The following is a 17602-nucleotide window of genomic DNA, read 5'->3' on the forward strand; positions in this document are numbered from 1 at the left end:
TCCCGCACCCGTCACGCCGCTTGTGTCGCTCAGCGGTTGATCGACTGGATCTCCTGGACGTTCATGTCCTGGGTCGTCTCGAAGGTGCCGTCGGGCAGTTTGCCGCCGGTGCCGTCCGATCCTTCCCAGGTGATCTGCCAGGTGACGCTGGCGGAGAGCTGATAGGGGGCGCCGTCGGTGGCGCGGAGGTAGCGGATGCCGCACGGCGGGGTCTTCTCGGCGTTGCCCTTGGTGTACGGGGTGCCGATGGAGCCGTCGTCGTTGATCTCGCAGTCGCCGGAGGCGGGGAAGACCTCTGCGTCCTTGGTGCCCGGGTCCAGGTGGAGGGCGACCGGCTTGGCCGTGGTCTCCGCCCACAGGCCCGTACCGGGGAGTTCCGCGCGGACCTTGACGTCCTTGAAGGTGCCCTGGTCCAGCCAGACCCAGGTCGGGAGGTTCACCGTCGACTTGGCGGCAGGCTTCAGCTCGACCTCGGTCTCGGGGACCTTGACCTTGTCGTAGGCGTACTCGGCGAGGGTCTCGGGCGTGGGGGCCTTCGGCACATCCGGGATCCCGCCGGCGTCCTGCCAGAACATCAGCCGGCTGCACAGCGTCGTGTCGTCGATCCCGGTCACGTTCGGTGCCACCCCGCGCCAGAAGTAGCCCTTCTTGCCGAGGTTGTAGTTCTTGTACCCCTTCACGGTCGCCGGCTTCGTGAAGATGGTGGTGGCGTCCTTCTCGTCCCTGAAGTGGTCCGTCCAGAGCTCCGAGCCGTACCAGCCGTCGCGCAGACCGGCGTCGCCGCTGCCGTCGTTCTCCGAGAAATCCTTCAGCTGCTCGGGGGTGAAGACGGGCTCGTACCAGCACGGCGGCGGCTTCCAGTTGACGTCCGTCGACGACAGGGTGCCTTGCTCTCCGCCGGTGGGGCCGCTCGTCTGGGTGACCTTGATCCGGGAGTGCTGGGCAGAGGCGGTCAGTTCACCGCTGTCCTTGGCGCCGCCTCGTACACCGCTTCCCATGCCTCCGAACGCACCTGCCGGTGACGAGCTCAGAAGTGCACCTGCCAGTGACGTGGCAATCAGGGGTATCGCTCGGTACTGCGCCCTCACCTGGAGCACTTCCCTCGTTCACCCCGCACCGAGGAGTTCTGCCACACGCCCTGCTCGCTCTTCGCCAGGGAGAGCGAGTAGCGGACGTAGGGGTTTGTGCCCGCCGGGTTCCCCTCGACCTTGCTGGTCTTGCGGTTCTTGGTCTTCGCGTCGGTCTCGTCCGTGCAATAGGTGAGGGCCGCACCCCTGCCGTTTCCGGCCATGACGACCTTGGGGGCGAAGGCGGGCAGCTTGCCGATGACGGTGAGGTCCTTGTCCGTGTAGGACTTGATCCACTGCTTGGTCTGCCCCCGGACGCCCTCGGTGTCGTAGAAGGCGACGGCTTCACTGTCCGGGTCGTCGGCGATGATCGCCGCGTAACCGGCCCGGACTTCTTCCTTCGCGTCGTTCAGCACCGCCTGCTCCACCGGATCGCTGCTCGTCCAGTTCTCGAACGTGAGCTGGAAGCTGCTCGGGAGCTTGATCACCGGGCGCTTGACGTCGGACCCCGCGGAGGGCGAAGCCGATGCCGACGGGCTGCCGGAGCTGTTGCCCGCGCCCTTGATGTCGTCCGACGACGAGTCGCCGCCCCCGCCACAGGCGGTCAGGAGCAACGCCGCCGTCGTGGCGAACGCTGCGGCAGTGGTGGTCAGTGCGCGGCGGGCCACAGTTGATCTCCCCCGGAGTTTCGGTGTACGCGACAGGGAACGAAGCTATCAGGGGCGGGTCATGGCGCCATGGGAGGCAGTGGTGGATTGTGTGGGGAAGGTGAGGAGTGTGGCGTGGCGGTTGCGAACGGTACAGCTCACGACAGGGCGGCTGCGGGGCCGCTTTCGGGCGTCCCTTGACCGAGCAGGGCGACGATCCTCTGAGCACCGTGCGGCGAACTCGTCAGCCGGGCCCACGAACCGTCCCGGAAGGTGATCCTGAAGTCGGACTCGGCGCTGCTGAATCGCTTGATCTCCGCGCCTACGATCTCCTTCCGCGGCACCGACCAGAGGACGGCCTCGGACCCCGCAGCCTTCTCGCCACCGCCCCAGGACACGAATCGACTGCCCCGTGCGGTGTCCTCGTACGACAGGATGCGCACCAGCCCGTCCGGCTCCGCCAGGTCGATCTCGGTCACGGTGCGCCAGGAACGCCGGGAGGGGTCGAGCTGCCAGGGCAGTGTGCGGGCCGTCTGGCCCACGCCCGCCCATATGACGGGGAAGTCGTCGATCTCGTTCTCACGTTCCTCCAGCTTTCCCCGCTTCTCCGACGACACGGGGCTGCCGAGGGCGTCGGCGATGATGTAGAGCGGCAGCAAGAGGAGACCGGTGGTGACGGTGAGGACGTGGTGGCCGAGCTTGCCGAAGAACCCTCGCACTCTGAAGGGTCGTTGGGACGGCCAGCCGGGCAAGTCCCCTTCGATGTCGTTGCGTGCGAGGTCTCGAAATGAGCGGCGCTTCGCCACCGAGGCGGCTGTGCCACTCGCGAACTCGACCCGGTAGCGCTCGGGTTGCTCGAGCATGGCCTTCCTTCACCGTCGCTCAGCGGTTGATCGACTGGATTTCCTGGACGTTCATGTCCTGGGTGGTCTCGAAAGTGCCGTCGGGCAGGTCGCCGTCGGAGCCGTCGGAGCCTTCCCAGGTGATCTGCCAGGTGACGCTGGCGGAGAGCTGGTAGGGGGCGCCGTCGGTGGCGCGGAGGTAGCGGATGCCGCACGGCGGGGTCTTGTCGGCGGCGCCCTTGGTGTACGGGGTGCCGATGGAGCCGTCGTCGTTGATCTCGCAGTCGCCCGAGGCGGGGAAGACCTCTGCGTCCTTGGTGCCCGGGTCCAGGTGCAGGGCGACCGGCTTGGCCGTCGTCTCCGCCCACAGGCCCGTGTTCGGCAACGCGGCCCGGACCTTGACGTCCTTGAAGGTGCCCTTGTCCAGCCAGACCCAGGTGGGCAGGTTCACCGTGGACTTCGCGGCCGGCTTCAGTTCGACCTTGGTGTCCGGGACCTTGACCTTGTTGTAGGCGTACTCGGCGAGGGTCTTCGGGGTGGGCGCGTTCGGATCGTCCGGGACTTTGCCGGCGTCGACCCAGAACATGATGCGGCCGCAGTCCCACGAGTCCGGATCGCTGGGATCGGGGGCGACGCCCCGCCAGAAGGAGCCGTCCTTGCCGAGGTTGTAGTCCTTGTACCCCTCGGCGGAGCTGTTCGTCGCCGCGTGCATGTCGAAGTTGTCCGCCGGTTTGCCGTCCCGGTAGTGGTCGGTCCACAGACCCTTGCCGATCCACGACTCGTGGATACCGACGTCACCACCACCGTCCGAGTCCACGAACTTCTTCAACCGCTCTGGGCTGAATGCGGGCTCGTACCAGCAGGCCGGAGGCTTCCAGTTGGGATCTACCGTGCCGAGGTTGCCTTCTTTGCCGCCGCCGTCACCGCCACTCACGTACGTGATCTTGATGTTGGAGACGGAAGCCGACAGGCCACCCTTGCCGTCCGCGCCGCCGCTCTGCTGGTCAGCCGGAGGCACATTCGTGTTGTCCCCCGGCCCCGCTCCGTACGCGGTGCCGCCGGATCCGACTACGGCGGCCACCGTCAGCGCGGTGGGCCAGGCCAGAGTGCGTCGCAGGTGACTCATCGCCGGCAGTCCTCCACGCGCCCCTGCACCTCGATCTGCAGCACCTTCCACACCTTCTGGGATCCCCGCGGCGGCTTCATCAGAAGGCGGAACTCCTGGAAATCGTTGAGGCTTTGCTTCGTGTACCGGATCTTCTTCGTCTTGACGTTCTTGCCGTAGAACTTGCTCTGATCCCTGCACATCGTGACGAGCACACCACCCGATGTGCCGACATCGTCGGTCCTGCCCCGGTAGTAGCTGTCGGAACCTGTCGCGGTCCAGTCGTCGTCGACCCATGCCTGAATCTGCGACTTTGCGTACTTGGCGGCACTTCCTAGTGAGTAGAACCGGTAGGCAGGGTCGTCCGGGTTCTGGGCGGTGATGCCGTGGTTGAGGGCCAGGATGTAGTTCCGTGCGTTGTCGAGGGCCGCCGCGTGGCGTGTGTCGGACGGCTTCGTGATGTCGAACTCGACCTCGAGGTCACTCGGCAGGCTGACGTCCGGTCGGCCGGAGGCCGCAGACGGGGAAGCCGAAGGGCTGTCCGTGCCGGTGTCCGCTCCCTTGATGTCGTCCGACGACGTGTCGTCACCCCCGCCGCACGCGGTGAGCAGAAGTGCCGCCGTCGTGGCGAACGCGGCGGCTGTGGTGGTCAGAGCGCGGCGGGCCACGGCTTCTCCCCCGAAGTTCGGTGTGTGCAACAGGGAACGAAGCTATCAGTGGCCCGCGGTGTCCCCCTGAACGACCTCGAGAGGTTGTGTGGGGAACGTGACGAGCCTGCGTGGCAGTTGCGAAGGCGGAGTTTCTGGTCGTGCGGGCCCGGGGCAACTGTCCCCGGCTACAGGGGCAAACCGGACGTCAATGGCGTTCCCTCGCTCCGCCCTTCGACGACCCCGATAAGAGTCCATAAGATCTCTGTAGGCTCAGCACACCCCCCACCCCACAGCTCGGCCCACGTCTCTCGACTCACTCCACACTCGACCCCAGGACACCCGCCATGCCGCGACGCCGCACCTCAAGCTCGTCAAGCTCGACGGGCAGTACGACGGGGACCACGGCCACCCCTCGTAACCGGACACCGCAAGCCGTGCGGATCCGGCGGCGGTCGTTCGGGGACGTCGTGAAGGCGTTCTTCGCCTTCGTCGCCCTGGCCGTGCTGCTCGTCGGTGTGCCGGGCGCGCTGGCCACGCAGATCGGGTGGCCGCTGCCGGACGGGGTGCCCAGTTTCGACTGGCTGCAGCAAGAGATCACCGTTCACACGTTCCTGAACATTCTCACCGTCATCGTGTGGCTGGCGTGGGCGCAGTTCACGGCGTGCGTGCTCGTGGAGATGAAGGCCGCGCTGTCGGGCGTCGGTGTGCCGGGCCGGGTGCCGGGTGCGGGGCCGAGTCAGCTGCTGGCGCGCCAGCTCGTCGCCGCGCTGCTGCTCGTCGGCGCGACCGCCGCCAGCTTCACACCCGGGCTGTCGCAGCTCGGGAACAGCTATGACGCCAACCAGAAGCCGACCGTCGCGGCCGCCCAGGCCACCCCGGGCCTCTTCGCCCAGCAGCAGGAGCAGGCCTCCGGCGCCGCGGCGGCCCTCGCCGAGCAGGCCTCGCACGCCGCCGCCCACGCCGACGCCGGCGGCAGCACCGCCAAGCAGGGCGACACGAAGTACTACCGGATCCAGCCGCCCGAGGGCCGTCACCACGACTCCCTCTGGGAGATAGCCCAACGCCACCTCGGTGACGGGCGCCGCTACAAGGAGATCTTCGAGCTCAACAAGGACCGCGTGCAGCCGGACGGGTCCAAGCTCTCCGAGGCCAGCCTCATCCGGCCCGGCTGGATCATGGAGATGCCGGGCGACGCCCGCGGCGGCGACCTCGTGGAGATGCCCGACGAGGCGCCCAACGTGTCGCCGGACGTGCAGCAGCAGATCGGCGACTACGCCCAGACCGGCGACCACGCCCAGAGCGGTGGCGGCTCCGGCGCCCAGGGCGGTGGACACGAGCACGCCGGTGGCGGCGCCACCCAGGTGTCCGTCCCCGACCAGCAGCGGCCCGCCCACGACACCGGCCACCAGCAGGCCACCGCCGTCGGCGCCGAGTCCGACAGCTCCTTCGGCCTCCCCGAAGCCCTCCTCACCGCCCCCCTCCTCGCCGCCGGTCTCCTCGGCGCCCTGGGCCGGCGGCGCCGGCAGGCGCTGTGGCAGTCGGCGTTCGGGGCCGTCGGCGGGCGGCGCGGCATGGAGCCGCCCACGCCGAGCGGTGACGCGCAGGACGTCCAGGACGCGCTGCTCGTCGGCGCCGATCCCGAGGGCGTACGGCTGCTCGACCGCAGCCTGCGCGGTCTCGCCGCCTCCCTCGCCGAGGAGTCGCGCGCGCTGCCGGTCGTCTACGCGGCCTGGCTCAGCAACGGCGACCTGCACCTCCAGCTCGCCCAGCCCGCCGGGAAGCCCCCGGCCCCCTGGCAGCAGGGGCAGGACCAGACGTTCTGGATGCTGTCCCGGACCGACGCCGAGCGCTACGAGGACGTCGACACCGCCGCGCCCTACCCGGGTCTCGTCAGCCTCGGCACGATGGACGACTCGCGGCTGCTGCTCAACCTGGAGGCCGTGCCCGGCATCGTGTCGCTGAGCGGCCGGGAGGCCGACCGGGCCGCCGTCTTCGCCTCCGTCGCCGCCGAGTTGGCGACCAACGGCTGGTCCGACCGCATGACCATCACGCTCGTCGGGTTCGGCGAGGACCTCACCCCGCTCGCCCCGAACCGGATCCGGCACCTCGAGGACATCGAGGCGCTCGTCGAGACCATGGAGGCCGAGACGCGCCAGCGGCGCGGAGCGCTGGGCGCCGCCGGGCACGACTCGGTCCTCACCGGGCGCACCGGGCCCGCCCAGCACACCCGTTGGGCCCCGCACCTCGTCCTGCTCGCCGCACAGCCGTCCGCCGAGGACGCCGTCACGCTCGCCGAACTGGCCGCCGACGCGAGCCGACTCGGCATCGGCTACCTCGTCGGCACCGAGACCGGCGATCTGCCGGGCGCCGCCTGGGAGATGGAGATCACCGGCGAGGGCAAGCTGCTCGCGCCGCTCCTCGGGCTCGAACTCGACGCGCAGTTGCTGCCGGTCGCCCAGCAGCGGGCCGTGGTCGAGCTGTTCGTCGAGGCCGACCCGGAGCGCGAGAGCGACGGGCCCGCGACCACGCCGCCGTTCCTCGTCGACATCAGCGAGCAGGGCCGGCCGGCCGTGTACGCGCGGCTGGTCGGACCGTACGAGATCATCGGCCTGGACACCCCGGACGGTGAGCGCAGCGCGCTGCTGCACGAGGCGCTCGCCCTGCTGCTCCTGCACCGCGAGGGCGTCCACCCGCGGGTGCTGTCCTCCGCGCTGTGGCCGCGCGGCGTCACCGACGACGTGCGCAGCGCGCTGCTCGACCGGCTGCGGATCTGGCTCGGCACCGACCCCGACGGCACGCCCCGCCTCGGCAGGGACGCGAGCGGGCGGCTCACCCTCGCCAAGAGCGTCGTCTCCGACCTGGACGTGCTGCGCTCCCTCTACCACGAGGCCACGCAGGGCAAGGGCGTCGACAGCCGGGCCGTGCGCGGGCGGCTGCTCACCGACGCGCTCGTGCTGGTGCGCGGGCCGCTGCTCGCCGACCGGCCCGAGGGACGCTACCGGTGGCTCACCCACGAGATCGTCGACGCCCAGCTGCCGCTCCTCGTCGCGGACACGGGCCTCGCGCTGTGCGAGTTCCACATGGAGCGGGACCGTGCGGAGAAGGCGATCGAGGCGCTGAACGCGGCCCTGCGTACCGCTCCGGCCGACGAGCGCCTGTGGCACGAGCTGCTGCGCGCGACCCACTCCACCGGCGACTCGGAGCGGCTGACCGGACTCGCCACCGACCTCATCGGCCGCAGCGGGGCCCGCGGGCTGCCGCCGCGCACCGAGGCACTGCTCGACGAGCTGCTGCCGACATGGCGTGACGCGATCGCCGCGACGGGATGAGCATCTGGGTGCTGGTCGTCGCCGCCGCGCTGTGGGGCGCGGCGGCGGGAGCGCTGCTGCCGCGGGCGGCCTACCGGTTCTCGGCGCCCTCGGGTGAGGCGTGGCGAGGGGAGTGCCCCGGCGGGCACGCCCTCAGGGGCTGGCTGGGGCGCGCGGCGTGCCCGCAGTGCGCGGAGCGCGGATACGGGCCGCGTACGACCCCCCTGGTGATCGCCACCGCCCTGGTCTGTGCCGTCCTCGCCGCCGCGACCGGCACCCGCCCCGAGCTAGGCGTCTGGCTGCTGCTCGCCCCGGTCGGCGTGCTGCTCACGGTCGTCGACTTCCGCGTCCGGCGGCTGCCCGACCCGCTCACCCTCCCCTTCGCCGGTGCCGCCCTGGCCCTGCTGGGCCTCACCGCCCTCGTCCCCGAACACGCGGGCGTCTGGACGACCGCTCTGCTCGGCTCCCTCGCGCTGGGCGGAGGCTACTTCGTCCTGTTCCTCGTCAACCCCGCGGGCATGGGCTTCGGCGACGTCAAACTCGCCCTCGGCACCGGCGCGGCCCTCGGCTGGTACGGCTGGCCGACGGTCATGCTCGGCACCTTCGCCGGCTTCCTCCTGGGCGCCCTGTACGGCGCCGCCCTGGTCGTCACCCGACGAGCCACCCGCAAGACAGCGATCCCCTTCGGCCCGTTCCTGATCGCGGGCGCGTACCTGGGTCTGCTGGTGGGCGCGTACACGGCCTGACACCGGTGCCCGGCGCCTGACGGGGTCATCCCGTGAGGCCGTGGAGCACGCGATACGTGACGTACAGGCCGTAGGCGGCGAGAAGCACGCCGAGGAAGCGTGTCCAGCCGGGCTGGGCGCGGCGCTGGTGTGTGGCCCACATCCGCCGCAGACATACGGCGGCGCTCACCACGCCGAGCACGGCCACGGCCGCGAACAGCCCGAACAGCACGGGCCGGTCGCCGGCCGACGCCTTCGCGGTCCCGGCGTCCGCCAGGACGAGCAGAAGGTAGGGGGCGATGTACCGAGCGGGGCCGAAGTCGCGGGGCTCGGCGGAGCGGGCGGAGTCGATCATCCGGGTGCCTCCTGGGTGGGGTGGGCGAGTGTGCGCTGAAGGCGTGTGATCCACGCAACCGGCGCTGTCATGATGCTGATCATGACAAACGCCTCGCCCTACCCCGCCTACCCGATCGCGCACCCCCACGGCCCGCTCCCGGACCCCACCCCTCACCCGTACCACCGCATGGACCGCACCACAGGACGTCACCGCTGGTGGCGGCCGCTGGTCGGCACCGTGCTGATGAGCCTCGCCTACGTCGTGCTCCTGCTCGTGCTGCTGGCCGTCACCTACGGTCTGGGAACGGCGCTCGGCGCGCCGGAACTGCCCGACGGGGGTGTCGACTTAGGGCCGCTCGGGAACACGGCGATGGATCTGGTGTCCCTCGCGATAGCCCTGCCCCTGGTGCTGCTGGCCACGCTCTGGCCGGCGAGACGGGCCGCCGGGACCGTCACGTCGGTCACCGGACGGCTGCGGACCGGCTGGCTCGGATGGTGTCTGCTGGCCGGGCTGCCGCCCATCCTCCTGCTCACGGTGATCGCCTTCTTCCTGCCGGGCGACTCGGGCGAGTCCGACACCTGGGTGGGGTGGAGCTCCTTCCTCGCGGCCCTGGCCGTGCTGGCCGTCCTCGTGCCGCTGCAGGCCGCGGCCGAGGAGTACGTGTTCCGGGGCTGGCTGCTCCAGGCGGTCGGGGCGTTCGTGCGCTCCCCGTGGTTCGCCGTGCTCCCGCAGGCCGTGCTGTTCGCCGCCGCCCACGGCTGGGGCACCCGGTGGGGCTTCCTCGGGCTGCTGGTGAACGGCCTGGTGGCGGGGCTGCTCACGATCCGCACCGGCGGGCTGGAAGCGGCGATCGCCCTGCACGTCCTGAACAACCTGCTGGCCTTCGGCGTCTCCGCCGCGGTCGTCGACGGACTGTCGTCGGACGAGACCGCGGCCGACGCCCCCTGGCCGCTGGCCCTCGCCGCCGTGGTCACCGACCTGCTCTACGCCGCGCTCGTGCTGTGGCTCGCCCGGCGTCACAAGCCGCAGCGTCTCTCGTCCCCGGCGCCGCCGCCCACCCCGTACTCCGGGCACCCCGACCACCCCGACCACCCCGACCATCCCGGACACCCCGGGCACCCTGCGCACCCCGACCACCCTGCGCACCCCGACCACCCCGGCCCCGCCCGCACGGCCTGACGTCCAGCCCGCCGAACCCCTGGCGTACGCTGGGCTGGTCCGTCCACAACCCTTACGAAAGGGACGCCCGGTGACCGAGAAGGCCGACCTTCAGCCCATCCTCGACCGCGCAGCCGCCGGTGGGCGGATCACCCCGGACGAGGCACTCGTGCTGTACCGGGACGCCCCGCTGCACGCGCTGGGCGCCGCCGCCGACGCCGTACGCCGCCGCCGGTACGCCGGGACCGAGCACATCGCGACGTACATCATCGAGCGCAACATCAACTACACGAACGTGTGCGTCACGGCGTGCAAGTTCTGCGCGTTCTACGCCCCGCCGAAGGCCACGGACAAGGGCTGGACGCGTGACCTGGACGACATCCTGCGCCGCTGCGCGGAGACCGTCGAGCTGGGCGGCACGCAGATCATGTTCCAGGGCGGGCACCACCCGGACTACGGCGTCGAGTACTACGAGAAGCACTTCAAGGCGATCAAGGACGCCTTCCCCCAGCTGGTGATCCACTCGCTGGGCGCCTCCGAGGTCGAGCACATGGCCCGGATCTCCAAGGTGAGCGTGGAGGAGGCCGTCCAGCGCATCCACGCCGCCGGCCTCGACTCCTTCGCCGGTGCCGGTGCCGAGCTGCTGCCCGAGCGGCCCCGCAAGGCCATCGCCCCGCTGAAGGAGTCCGGCGAGCGCTGGCTGGAGATCATGGAGATCGCGCACAACCTGGGCGTGGAATCCACCTCCACCATGCTGATGGGCACCGGCGAGACCAACGCCGAGCGCATCGAGCACCTGCGGATGATCCGGGACGTCCAGGACCGCACGGGCGGCTTCCGCGCCTTCATCCCGTACACCTACCAGCCCGAGAACAACCACCTGAAGGGCCGCACGCAGGCGACGCTCTTCGAGTACCTGCGGATGATCGCCATCGCGCGGCTGTTCATGGACAACATCGCCCACATCCAGGGCTCGTGGCTGACCACGGGCAAGGAGGTCGGGCAGCTCTCCCTGCACTACGGCGCCGACGACCTCGGCTCGATCATGCTGGAGGAGAACGTGGTGTCGTCGGCCGGTGCCAAGCACCGGTCCAACCGGATGGAGATCATCGATCTGATCCGGAAGGCGGGCCGGGTGCCCGCCCAGCGCGCGACCACGTACGAGCACCTCGTCGTCCACGACGACCCGGCGAACGACCCGGTCGACGACCGCGTTGTCTCGCACATCTCCTCCACGGCCATCGAGGGCGGCACGGCTCACCCCGAGCTGAAGCTGCTGGCGCCCAACTGACCCGACCGTGCTGACGATTCACGCCGCCCCGCTGGTCCTCCCGGCGGGTGCGGCACCCGGCATGGACGGACCCGTCGTGGACGGCGCCGTCGTGGTCGACGGCGACCGGGTCACGGCCGTGGGGCCCTACGACGAGGTCGCCGAGGACGCGCCCGGCGCCCGGGTGCGGCGCTGGCCCGGCGTGCTCACCCCGGGGCTGCGCCAGTGGCACCCGCTGTGGCTGCTGCGCCACTGCTACCACCCCGACCCGCGTGAAGCCGATGAGCTGGGCGACCAGCCCCTGTGGGGCGAGCGGCTGGCCGCCCTGGGTGACCTCACCGAGACCCGCTGGTCGGGCAGCGTGCGGCGCGGTGTGCAGCGGATGCTGCGCTACGGCACGACCGCGGTCGCCTCACCCGGCGCCCGCTTCCGCGATCCGCTGGTGGCCACGGCCGTCGCCCGCTCCGGGCTGACCGTCGTAGGGACCACAGGGGCTCCCGGCATGCTGCTCGGCGAGCGTCCCGACCTCGACCCGTTCGCGGAGGGGTACGACCTCCCGGGCACGGTCCACGGCCCGTTGACCGTCGGCGGCCGGGCCGACCTGGCCGTGTTCGACGTGCCCGACGAGGCGGCCCTGCGCGAGCGCGGCGCGGCGACCTGTGTGGCGACCGTGCTGGCCGGCCGGCTGGTGTACCGGGCCCGCTGACCCCGGGCGCTCGGGTCAGCCGCGAGACCCTTTCCCCCGGTCCGCCGCGAGCCCCTTGCCGCCCCCCTCGCGTCAGCCCGCGAAGGCCTTCCCGAACGCCCCCGACTCCTGCGTCACCCCGCTGCAATCCGTCGCCGCCTCGGTCGACTTGGAGCCGTCCGCGCACTGCCGGTCCCGGGCCGTCGACCACATCGACACCCAGGCGATGCCCTTCTCCTCGGCGAACGCCCGCACCTCGGCGGCGTCCGCGAGCGTGAAGGTCTCGTTCTCGACGTCGTTGACGCCGATCATCGAGGTGAGCGCCATGCCCTGCCAGGCGGTCGCATCCGAGGTGCCGAAGACCTTCGTCAGCTGGGTGTGCGCGGCCTTGGCGGACGTGAGGGCGTAGCCGCCCATGTCACCGTCGTACGAGGAGCCGTAGTTCATCGTCATGAGGTTGACGGTGGAGACCTGCACGCCGTTGTCGTTGGCGGAGCCGAGCAGCGCCAGGCCGTCCTTGTCCAGGCCCGAGGGCATCACCGGGAGCGTGAACGAGACCTCCAGGCCGGTCCGTTCCTTCTGCAACCGCGCGATCGCCTTCGAACGCAGGGCGACGGAGGCGGAGTCGGAGAGCTCGTCGCCCTCGATGTCGAAGTCGGCGAGGGTGGTGCCGGCCGCGTCCAGGGCCTTGCCGTACGCCGCCGCCAGCTCCGCGGCGCTGTCGCAGTTCGCCGCGAGTTCCTTGCCGGAGGCGCCGCCGAAGGAGACCCGGACCCGGCCGCCGTCCGCCGTGAGCTTCGCGATCCGGGACGTGACCGTCGCGTCGCCGATGGCGTGCGTGCCGTTCCAGCGCGGGGTGCAGTCGTCGCCGTCGGCTATGACGAACGCCAGGTTGAACGTCGTGGGGGAGCCGGCGGTGTCGGTGTCGGCGGCCTCGGTGGCGCTGAGGTACGGGGCGTACGAGGTGCCGGCCGCGGCCGTCGCTGTGGGAGACGTGGCGGACGTGGGGGCCTCGGAGGCCGGAGGGGCCGCGTCGCCCTGCCCGGAGCATGCGGCGGCGGCGAGGGCGAACAGGCAGCCCAGCCCGGCCGCCGCCGGTTTCCGGTAACTCCTCATGATGTGCGCTCCCGTTCTCGTGAGGATAGGGGTAGGACAAGAAGTACGTTTCCCGGCAGCAAACGTCTCACGATGTCGGTTGCGCACGGCGAGTTCCGCGGGCATTCCCGAGAACTCTCAGAGAAAGGACAGATTCCGTCGTTTCTCATGGGTCTCTCACAAGAAAACCCGAGTTTAGAGCACATAAAGGCGCCCTACTGTCCGGGGAATGCATTCCGAGCCTGCCATCGAAAACCGCACCCCTCGCGGTCGCCGCCGCAAACGCGGCAACGGGTCCGCCGAAGGCCCCGTGTTCGTTGACAACTCCGGACGCCGCGCCCGGCTGCTGCGCCGGATCGGCCTCCTCCTGGGGGCCCTCTGCCTCGGGTACGCGGCCGTTCTCGGCGCGGCCTTCATGGGCTGGGGGACGTCCCTGACGCCGTCGCAGTTGCTGCCGTTCGCGGGTGCGGGGCCCGGCGGTGGTCAGCCGGAGGGAGTTCCGGGAGGTCCCGGCGGCCCGGGAGTCCGGCCCAGCGGCGCCCCGTCGGCCCCGGCCGGGGAAGCCGTGAGCGCCACCACCTCGTCCCCGTCCGCTTCCCCGTCCGCCTCCGCCGACGCCAACTGACCGGGGCGCCCCATGACCACGACCACCCCCTCCCGCGGCCGGCGCCGCGCGCCCTCCCGGATGGAACGGGCCGCGGGCAAGGCCGCCGCGCTGCAACGACCGCGCGTCGTCCTCGCCCTGCTGCTCCTGCTCGCGCTCGTCTGCGTGATGCTCCTCGACGGCTATCTGCGCGCCGAGGTCGGCGGCGACCAGCGCGTGCGCACCGGGGCGAGCTCCAGTGACGTACCCGACGACGTCCTGGACGGCGGGCCGATCGTCACCTTCCGCGGCGGACAGGCCACGACGGTCTCCGTCCCCGACAAGACCATCGCGCTCACCTTCGACGACGGCCCCAACCCGACCTGGACGCCCCAGGTGCTGGCGATCCTCGAGAAGTACGACGTGCCCGCCACGTTCTTCCTGGTCGGCTCGATGGTGTCGCGCTACCCGAGCGTCGTGCGGGACATGGTCGACCAGGGCCACGAGGTCGGGATCCACACCTTCACGCACGTCGACCTGTCGTACCAGAGCGACGCCCGCGTCCGGCGCGAGATGGAGCAGACCCAGCTGGCGCTCGCGGGAGCGGCCGACATCACGACCACCCTGTTCCGGGCGCCGTACTCCTCGGAGACCGACGCCATCGACAACTACAGCTGGCCCGTCTACAAGAAGCTCGGCCAGGACGGCTACACCAGCGTCTTCGTCGACACCGACAGCGACGACTGGAAGCGGCCGGGCGTGACGAAGATCGTCCAGTGGGCCACGCCGAAGAAGAACAAGGGCGCCTCCGTCCTCTTCCACGACGCGGGCGGCGAGCGTTCGCAGACGATCAAGGCGCTGCCGGAGTACATCGAGAAGATGCGGGCGAAGGGATACACCTTCACCACCATCAGCGGCGCCCTGGACGAACAGCAGGGGCGGCAGGCGCCTGCCGGAGCGGCGCCGGGCACCGGCGGGTCCCGTCTCCAGGCCGCCCACCGCGAGGCCACCGGCGCGATCCTCTACGAGGGCAAGGCCCTGGTCGCGGCCGTCGCCGTCGCCGAGTGGGCCGTACCGACGCTCTCCGTCGGTCTCATGGTCGTCGGCGTCGCCGTCATGGGCCGCTTCGGGATGATGCTGCTCCTCGCCCGCCGCCACCACCGGCTGCGCAACAGACGCCGGTTCAGCTGGGGGCCGGAGATCACCCGCCCGGTGACCGTGATCGTGCCCGCGTACAACGAGAAGGAGTGCATCGCCAACACCCTCGACTCACTCGCGCGCAGCACCCATCCGATCGAGATCATCGTCGTGGACGACGGCTCCACGGACGGCACGTCCGAGATCGCGCGCGAGGCGGCCCTCGCGCTCGGCATGACCAACGTCCGGGTCGTCCGCCAGGAGAACACGGGCAAGCCGGCCGCCCTCAACAACGGTGTCCGCAGCGCCCGGCACGACATCGTCGTGATGATGGACGGCGACACCGTCTTCGAGCCGGACACCGTACGGCAGCTCGTCCAGCCCTTCGCCGACCCCGAGGTCGGCGCGGTCGCGGGCAACGCCAAGGTCGGCAACCGCACCACGGTCATCGGCGCCTGGCAGCACATCGAGTACGTGATGGGCTTCAACCTCGACCGGCGCATGTACGACCTGCTGCGCTGCATGCCGACGATCCCCGGCGCGATCGGGGCGTTCCGCCGCGAGGCGGTGCTCCAGGTGGGCGGCATGAGCGAGGACACCCTCGCCGAGGACACCGACATCACCATCGCCATGCACCGCGACGGCTGGCGGGTCGTCTACCAGGAGCACGCCCGCGCCTGGACCGAGGCGCCGGGCTCCCTCAAGCAGCTGTGGTCCCAGCGCTACCGCTGGTCGTACGGCACCATGCAGGCGCTGTGGAAGCACCGCAAGTCCCTGACGGACAAGGGGCCTTCGGGGCGGTTCGGACGGGTCGGCATGCCGCTGGTGGTGCTCTTCCAGATCGTCACGCCGGTGTTCGCCCCTCTCATCGACGTGTTCACCGCCTACTCGATGATCTTCATCGACCTCAAGGCGGCGCTGCTGGCGTGGCTCGCGGTCCTCGGGGTCCAACTGGTGTGCGCGGCCTACGCGTTCCGGCTGGACCGCGAGAAGTACCGCTACCTGCTGATGATGCCGCTCCAGCAACTGGCCTACCGGCAGATGATGTACCTCGTCCTCATCCACTCCTGCGTCACCGCCCTCACCGGCGGCCGGCTGCGCTGGCAGAAGCTGAAGCGGACCGGCGAGGTCGGCACCCCGGCGGGAGCGGGCTGATGGGGGCGCACAGCAAGACGCACAGCCAGACGCACAGCAAGGGGGCCGCCCTGGCGGCGGCCCCGGACCGGCCCGCGCCCGCCGGCCGGGACCGCTACTTCGACACTCTCCGGGCCGTCGCCCTGGTCCGCGTGGTCGCTTACCACACGTTCGGGTGGGCCTGGGCGGGACTGGTCTTCCCCTCCATGGGGGTGATGTTCGGCCTGGCCGGCACCCTCATGGCGCGCTCGCTGAAGCGCCCCGCGCTCCAGGTGATCCGGAGCCGGGTCCGCCGGCTGCTGCCGCCCTTCTGGTTCTGGGGCGTGTTCGTGGTCGCCGCGATGCTGGTGCACGGCTGGATGCCCGGCCTGCAGATCGTCTACTGGGTCGTGCCGCTCGGCGACCCGCCGGGCAACGCCTGGGGCGAGCAGGCCTGGGAGATCCTCTGGTACCTGCGCACCTACCTGTGGTTCGTGTTGCTCTCCCCGCTCCTGCTGCGGGTCTTCCGGCTCGCCCCCGTCCCCGTGCTGCTGCTGTCCCTGGGCCCGGTTCTGGCCTTCCAGCTCGTGTGGCAGCCGCCGGACGACCGGCTCGGCGCCGCGCTGTGGGACCTGGCGACCTTCCTGTGCTGCTGGCTCCTCGGCTTCGCCCATCAGGAGGGCGTCCTGGCCCGGCTGAAGCCCGCCGCGGTGGTCCCGCTCGCGCTGGCCGCCCTCGGGTGCGGCGGCTGGTACGCCGTCACGCACCAGGCCGACTACGGCACGTACGACCTCGACGAGAACCCGCTCGCCCAGGCCTTCTGGTCGGCGGGGTTCGTGACGCTGCTGATGTACGCCAAGGCCCGCTTCGGGACCGACTTCGCGCACCTGGTCCGGCTGCGGCGGCTGGACCGGCTCGTGACCGTCTTCAACGCGCGGGCGGTGACCATCTACCTCTGGCACGAGATCGCGCTGATCCTCGCCGTACCGCTGATCGACCGCTTCTGGGACGTGCCCGCCTTCGAGGCGTACCTGCCGCTGGACAGCCAGTGGTTCCTGTTCGGCGTGGGCTGGGTGCTGATCGCGGTGTTCGTGCTGCTGTGCGGCTGGGTGGAGGACGTGGCGGCTCGCAAGCAGCCGCGGCTCCTGCCCGGAGGGGGTACTGCAAGAATGGGCCCGTGACCCGCGCATCCCTGGACAAGCAGCCGCACGAAGTCGCCTCGATGTTCGACGACGTGGCGGAACGGTACGACCTGACCAACGACGTGCTGTCCCTCGGCCAGGACCGGCGATGGCGCAAGGAGGTCGCCAAGGCGGTCGACGCGCGCCCCGCGCAGAAGATCCTCGACCTGGCGGCGGGCACGGGCACCTCCTCGCTGCCCTTCGCCCGCACCGGCGCCTACGTCGTCCCCTGCGACTTCTCCCAGGGCATGCTCCAGGTCGGCAAGCAGCGGCAGCCCTGGCTGCCGTACACCGCCGGCGACGCGACGCGGCTCCCGTTCAAGGACGACACCTTCGACGCCGTCACCATCTCCTTCGGGCTGCGCAACGTGCAGGACACGGACGCGGGCCTGCGCGAGATGCTCCGGGTGACCCGGCCCGGCGGGCGGATCGTGATCTGCGAGTTCTCGCACCCGACGTGGGCGCCGTTCCGCACGGTCTACACCGAGTACCTGATGCGCGCCCTGCCGCCGGTCGCCCGGGCCGTGTCCTCCAGCCCCGACGCCTACGTCTACCTCGCCGAGTCCATCCGCGCCTGGCCCGACCAGCCCGCCCTCGCCGAGCGGCTGGGCAAGGCCGGCTGGTCGCGGGTGGCCTGGCGCAACCTGAGCGGCGGCATCGTCGCCCTGCACCGGGGCTTCAAGGCCGCGTGAGGCCGGG

16 protein-coding genes are annotated in these 17602 nt (G+C 71.0%); 9 read left to right on the forward strand and 7 right to left on the reverse strand.

The window, feature by feature from the left end; genetic code table 11:
• Nucleotides 1-29: 29 nt before the first annotated feature.
• The 5 genes from IE153_RS21110 to IE153_RS21130 all read right to left on the reverse strand — a co-directional run bounded on the left by IE153_RS21110 (nt 30) and on the right by IE153_RS21130 (nt 4329).
• Complete coding sequence (locus IE153_RS21110) at nt 30-998, reverse strand: hypothetical protein (protein ID WP_229829087.1); 969 nt, start codon at nt 996-998, stop codon at nt 30-32.
• 86 nt (nt 999-1084) lie between these two features.
• Nucleotides 1085-1735 (reverse strand): hypothetical protein, encoded by a 651-nt coding sequence (locus IE153_RS21115; protein WP_189591435.1) that lies wholly within the window; start codon nt 1733-1735, stop codon nt 1085-1087.
• A gap of 137 nt (nt 1736-1872) precedes the next feature.
• Nucleotides 1873-2577: a hypothetical protein gene (locus tag IE153_RS21120; RefSeq protein WP_229829088.1), complete on the reverse strand. Its 705-nt coding sequence runs from the start codon at nt 2575-2577 to the stop codon at nt 1873-1875.
• Nucleotides 2578-2596: 19 nt separating this feature from the next.
• Nucleotides 2597-3682, reverse strand: a complete 1086-nt coding sequence (locus IE153_RS21125; protein ID WP_189591437.1) for a hypothetical protein — start codon at nt 3680-3682, stop codon at nt 2597-2599.
• Complete coding sequence (locus IE153_RS21130) at nt 3679-4329, reverse strand: hypothetical protein (RefSeq protein ID WP_189591438.1); 651 nt, start codon at nt 4327-4329, stop codon at nt 3679-3681. Before IE153_RS21130 ends, IE153_RS21125 begins: the two co-directional genes overlap by 4 nt.
• A gap of 326 nt (nt 4330-4655) precedes the next feature.
• Between IE153_RS21130 and IE153_RS21135 the strand changes: the two genes are divergently transcribed.
• A complete protein-coding gene (locus tag IE153_RS21135) occupies nt 4656-7640 on the forward strand; it encodes a BTAD domain-containing putative transcriptional regulator (RefSeq protein WP_189591439.1) in 2985 nt (994 codons plus the stop codon).
• Nucleotides 7637-8365: a prepilin peptidase gene (locus IE153_RS21140; protein ID WP_189591440.1), complete on the forward strand. Its 729-nt coding sequence runs from the start codon at nt 7637-7639 to the stop codon at nt 8363-8365. The genes IE153_RS21135 and IE153_RS21140 overlap by 4 nt, the downstream gene beginning before the upstream one ends.
• Nucleotides 8366-8390: 25 nt before the next feature.
• Here the strand turns inward: IE153_RS21140 and IE153_RS21145 are convergent, their stop codons facing one another.
• On the reverse strand, nt 8391-8699 hold the full coding sequence (locus IE153_RS21145; protein ID WP_189591441.1) for a hypothetical protein: 309 nt from the start codon (nt 8697-8699) through the stop codon (nt 8391-8393).
• Between the two features lie 81 nt (nt 8700-8780).
• Here IE153_RS21145 and IE153_RS21150 point away from each other — a divergent pair, with 81 nt between their 5' ends.
• The 3 genes from IE153_RS21150 (at nt 8781) to IE153_RS21160 (ending at nt 11815) form a co-directional block, all read left to right on the forward strand.
• Nucleotides 8781-9860 (forward strand): CPBP family intramembrane glutamic endopeptidase, encoded by a 1080-nt coding sequence (locus IE153_RS21150; protein WP_229829089.1) that lies wholly within the window; start codon nt 8781-8783, stop codon nt 9858-9860.
• 70 nt (nt 9861-9930) lie between these two features.
• Nucleotides 9931-11130, forward strand: a complete 1200-nt coding sequence (mqnC, locus tag IE153_RS21155; protein ID WP_189591442.1) for a cyclic dehypoxanthinyl futalosine synthase — start codon at nt 9931-9933, stop codon at nt 11128-11130.
• A gap of 7 nt (nt 11131-11137) precedes the next feature.
• Complete coding sequence (locus tag IE153_RS21160; RefSeq protein WP_189591443.1) at nt 11138-11815, forward strand: imidazolonepropionase-like domain-containing protein; 678 nt, start codon at nt 11138-11140, stop codon at nt 11813-11815.
• Between the two features lie 72 nt (nt 11816-11887).
• Here IE153_RS21160 and IE153_RS21165 read toward each other — a convergent pair whose 3' ends face one another.
• Nucleotides 11888-12910 carry a chitinase gene (locus IE153_RS21165; RefSeq protein WP_189591444.1) on the reverse strand — a complete coding sequence of 341 codons (1023 nt, stop codon included), beginning with the start codon at nt 12908-12910 and terminating at the stop codon, nt 11888-11890.
• Between the two features lie 289 nt (nt 12911-13199).
• On the opposite strand from IE153_RS21165, the gene IE153_RS21170 reads away from it, so the two are divergent.
• From IE153_RS21170 to IE153_RS21185, 4 genes are read left to right on the forward strand one after another with little or no spacing between them, the layout of a single operon-like run.
• The gene (locus tag IE153_RS21170) at nt 13200-13514 is read left to right on the forward strand and encodes a hypothetical protein (protein ID WP_308432199.1); all 315 of its coding nucleotides are present in this window, start codon (nt 13200-13202) and stop codon (nt 13512-13514) included.
• Between the two features lie 12 nt (nt 13515-13526).
• A complete protein-coding gene (locus tag IE153_RS21175; RefSeq protein WP_189591446.1) occupies nt 13527-15764 on the forward strand; it encodes a bifunctional polysaccharide deacetylase/glycosyltransferase family 2 protein in 2238 nt (745 codons plus the stop codon).
• Nucleotides 15764-16903 carry an acyltransferase family protein gene (locus IE153_RS21180; RefSeq protein WP_189591447.1) on the forward strand — a complete coding sequence of 380 codons (1140 nt, stop codon included), beginning with the start codon at nt 15764-15766 and terminating at the stop codon, nt 16901-16903. The genes IE153_RS21175 and IE153_RS21180 overlap by 1 nt, the downstream gene beginning before the upstream one ends.
• The gene (locus IE153_RS21185; RefSeq protein WP_189591448.1) at nt 16900-17595 is read left to right on the forward strand and encodes a demethylmenaquinone methyltransferase; all 696 of its coding nucleotides are present in this window, start codon (nt 16900-16902) and stop codon (nt 17593-17595) included. The genes IE153_RS21180 and IE153_RS21185 overlap by 4 nt, the downstream gene beginning before the upstream one ends.
• Nucleotides 17596-17602: the final 7 nt, after the last annotated feature.

Origin of the sequence: Streptomyces massasporeus (genome assembly GCF_014648995.1) — a bacterium.
GTDB lineage: Bacteria > Actinomycetota > Actinomycetes > Streptomycetales > Streptomycetaceae > Streptomyces > Streptomyces massasporeus.

What these genes read in the sequence shown, in the direction of transcription:
- IE153_RS21150 (WP_229829089.1), top strand. Translation starts at nt 8,781, where the DNA reads ATGACAAACGCCTCGCCCTACCCCGCCTACCCGATCGCGCACCCCCAC.
- IE153_RS21125 (WP_189591437.1), bottom strand. Translation starts at nt 3,682, where the DNA reads ATGAGTCACCTGCGACGCACTCTGGCCTGGCCCACCGCGCTGACGGTG.
- IE153_RS21145 (WP_189591441.1), bottom strand. Translation starts at nt 8,699, where the DNA reads ATGATCGACTCCGCCCGCTCCGCCGAGCCCCGCGACTTCGGCCCCGCT.
- IE153_RS21175 (WP_189591446.1), top strand. Translation starts at nt 13,527, where the DNA reads ATGACCACGACCACCCCCTCCCGCGGCCGGCGCCGCGCGCCCTCCCGG.
- IE153_RS21135 (WP_189591439.1), top strand. Translation starts at nt 4,656, where the DNA reads ATGCCGCGACGCCGCACCTCAAGCTCGTCAAGCTCGACGGGCAGTACG.
- IE153_RS21120 (WP_229829088.1), bottom strand. Translation starts at nt 2,577, where the DNA reads ATGCTCGAGCAACCCGAGCGCTACCGGGTCGAGTTCGCGAGTGGCACA.
- IE153_RS21140 (WP_189591440.1), top strand. Translation starts at nt 7,637, where the DNA reads ATGAGCATCTGGGTGCTGGTCGTCGCCGCCGCGCTGTGGGGCGCGGCG.
- IE153_RS21165 (WP_189591444.1), bottom strand. Translation starts at nt 12,910, where the DNA reads ATGAGGAGTTACCGGAAACCGGCGGCGGCCGGGCTGGGCTGCCTGTTC.
- IE153_RS21110 (WP_229829087.1), bottom strand. Translation starts at nt 998, where the DNA reads ATGGGAAGCGGTGTACGAGGCGGCGCCAAGGACAGCGGTGAACTGACC.
- IE153_RS21180 (WP_189591447.1), top strand. Translation starts at nt 15,764, where the DNA reads ATGGGGGCGCACAGCAAGACGCACAGCCAGACGCACAGCAAGGGGGCC.